The 2,294-nt window shown below is 64.1% G+C and carries 1 protein-coding gene; it reads right to left on the bottom strand.

The window, feature by feature from the left end:
• The coding region (locus VJ464_24065; protein HKQ08223.1) for an amino acid adenylation domain-containing protein at window positions 1–2,294 on the bottom strand (2,294 nt) is incomplete at both ends.

The raw sequence follows: 2,294 nt of genomic DNA, 5'->3' as shown, positions 1-2,294 counted from the left end.
GCAGGGCCTTGCGGTCGAGCTTGCCGTTAGGCGTCAAAGGCATCTGCGCCAGCCTGACGTAGGCCGATGGCAGCATATACTCGGGCAGCCTTGCCGCTAGTTGCTGGCGCAAGGCGTCGGCGGCGATCTCCTGGTCGTCCGGCTGGGTGTAGTAAGCCACCAGGCGTTTGTCGCCCGTCGCGTCTTCTCTCACCACCACGGCGGCCTCGGCCACGGCGGCCTGCGCGCGCAAGCACGCTTCGATCTCGCCCAGCTCTACACGGTAGCCGCGTATCTTCACCTGATCGTCGAGCCGCCCAACGAACTCCAACTCGCCGCTCGCCCGCCACCGCACCAGATCGCCTGTCCGGTACAGTCGCCCTTCTCTAAACGGGTTGGTGATGAACCGCTCCCGCGTCAACTCCTCCTGATTCAAATAGCCGCGCGCCACTCCCTCTCCGCCGATGTATAACTCGCCAACGCTGTTGCAAGGCTGCGGCTGCTGCCCTGCGCCGAGCACATACAACTGCGTGTTGGCAATTGGCCGTCCGATAGGCGCCGCCGCCTGCCCCTCCAGTTCCTCCAGCCCCTTCTCGCCCGATAGCGTCCAGACGCTACAGCCGACGACGGTCTCGGTTGGCCCGTATTCATTGTCGAAGGTCGCCGCCGGCAGCAACTCGCCCTTCCATCTCTTCAGCCTCTGCGCGCTCAACTGCTCGCCGCCCACCACGATGCGGTGTGGTGCCTCTCCTACCGCCCGCGGCCACTCTACATACTCCAACACCTCCAGGTGCGCCGGTGTGAGCTTGAACAGCCAGCCTTCCTCTCCGCCGAACAGTCGCGCCGCCAGCCGGCTCATCGTCGCCTCGTCGTCGGCCAGCAGATCGACGGGCTTGCCGACCAGCAGCGGCGCCAGCAGTGTCGTCAGCGTCGCGTCAAAGCTCAACTGCGAACTCACCACCGACCCGCGGACCTCAGGTCCCAGGTACTTGTCCGCCGCGTACGTCAAGTAGTTGGTCAAGCCGCGCTGCTCAACCATCACGCCTTTGGGATTCCCAGTCGAGCCAGACGTGTAGAGGATGTAAGCGAGGTTCTCTGGACGCTGCCGTGGCGCGGGTGCGCCGACCGGCTCCTCGGCGACGCCGTCCAGCCAGCCAGGGTCGCTGCCGGCCCCATCCATCACCACCAGGTCAACTCCGCTCAACGGCAGCCCGCCGATCAACTCTGAATGCACCAACACCCACTCGATGCTGGCGTCGCGCATCATCTGTTCGAGGCGCGGCCTAGGCAAACCTGAATCGAGCGGCACGTAGGCGCCGCCGGCCTTCATCACGCCGAGCACCGCGATCATTATTTCCGGCGAGCGCCGCAGGTAGATGCCGACGCGCGACTCGACCGTCAAGCCGGCCTCGGTCAGATAGCGCGCCAACCGCTCGGCCTTCGTGTTGAGATCGCGATAGCTCAGGCGCTGATCGCCATAGATGACCGCCACGGCCTCTGGCGTCCGCTCGACCTGCTGCTCGAACAACTCGTGCACACACCGGTCGCGCGGGTAGTCGGCTTCGGTCGTGTTCCACTCATACAGCACCTGCTGCCTCTCAGCTTCTGGCAATAGAGGCAGACGATCTACCGCCTGCGTGCTATCGTTGACTATCCCTTCAAGTAGTGTGCACAAGTATCTGACATACCGCTCCACCGTCTCGCGCTCGAACAGCGAAGTCGCGTACTCCAGCCCGCCCACGATCCGCTCGCCCGTGTCTCGCAAGCTCAAGGTGAGATCGAAATTGGTGACGATAGGCACGTCTGAATCCAGCGGTGCTAGCTCCAGCCCCGGCAGCGTCAACCTGCGTCCGCCACCATCCTGCTGCCAATCAAACAGCACCTGGAACAGTGGACTGTGGGCAAGGCTGCGGACAGGCCGCGCCAACTCCACCACCTGCTCGAACGGCAAGTCCTGGTGCTGCTGCGCCCTTAGCGTCTTCTCCCTGACTCGCCTCAGCACTTCCTCCACGCTCGGTGACCCCGACAGGTCCAGCCGCAGCGCCACCATATTCATGAAGAAGCCGATCAGCCCTTCGATCTCCACTCGCCCGCGGTTCGCCACCGGCGTGCCGATCACCACATCCTGCTGCCCGGACAGCCTCGATAGCAACGCTCCCCACCCAGCCAGCAGTGTCATGAACAAGGTCGTCCCTTGCCGCTTACTTAACTCCTTCAGCCGTCGTGTCAGCTCCTCCCCCAACTCCACATCTACCCATCCGCCCTCGTATTCCTGCTCTGCCGGCCTCGCATGATCGCTCGGCATCTCCAGCAGC

The sequence above is a fragment of the Blastocatellia bacterium genome (assembly GCA_035275065.1).
GTDB lineage: Bacteria > Acidobacteriota > Blastocatellia > UBA7656 > UBA7656 > DATENM01.
The sequence above is the reverse complement of the archived record's forward strand: the minus strand, read 5'-3'. Positions and strand labels throughout refer to the sequence as shown.